The sequence below is a fragment of the Brachyspira catarrhinii genome, assembly GCF_005518285.1.
In the GTDB taxonomy this organism is placed as follows: domain Bacteria; phylum Spirochaetota; class Brachyspiria; order Brachyspirales; family Brachyspiraceae; genus Brachyspira; species Brachyspira catarrhinii.
Genome location: NZ_SJDU01000732.1, coordinates 1 through 580 on the forward strand (window position 1 = coordinate 1; position 580 = coordinate 580).

Genomic DNA, 580 nt, shown 5'->3' on the forward strand with positions numbered 1-580 from the left:
AAAAACGGTTTGATAACGACTATAGGAATAGGAGGAAGCGCCACGAACGATTGCGGAATTGGAATGGCTAACGCTTTGGGATATAAATTTTTTGACTCAAACGGAAACGAACTTGAAGCAATAGCGGAAAATATGATTAAAATTGCAAAAATAGACGATTCAAATGTCTATAAAAAAATTTTCGATGTAAAAATAAATGTAGCCTGCGATGTAAAAAATCCTCTTTACGGAAAAGACGGAGCGACTGCAATTTACGGAAGGCAAAAAGGAGTGACGGAAGAAAGTTTCGATTTATTGGATAACGGATTAAAAAATGTCGCAAGATTGGTAAAAGAAAAATTTAATAAAGAGATAGATTATATAGAAGGTTCGGGAGCGGCGGGAGGATTGGGCGGAGGTTTGATAGCCTTTTGCAAAGCCGAATTAAAAAGCGGAATAGACGCCGTGTTGGATATTGTGGATTTTGAAAACGAAATAAAAGATGTTTCGCTTATAATAACGGGCGAGGGGGCGATAGACGGACAAACCAAAAAAGGAAAAGTTCCCGTAGGAATAGCGAAAAGATCGAATAATATTCCCC

1 protein-coding gene is annotated in these 580 nt (G+C 37.9%); it reads left to right on the forward strand.

Annotated elements, in window-relative coordinates; genetic code table 11:
- Positions 1 to 580 (forward strand): glycerate kinase family protein (locus EZH24_RS13240; RefSeq protein ID WP_137999469.1); only part of this gene is annotated, 580 nt, incomplete at both ends.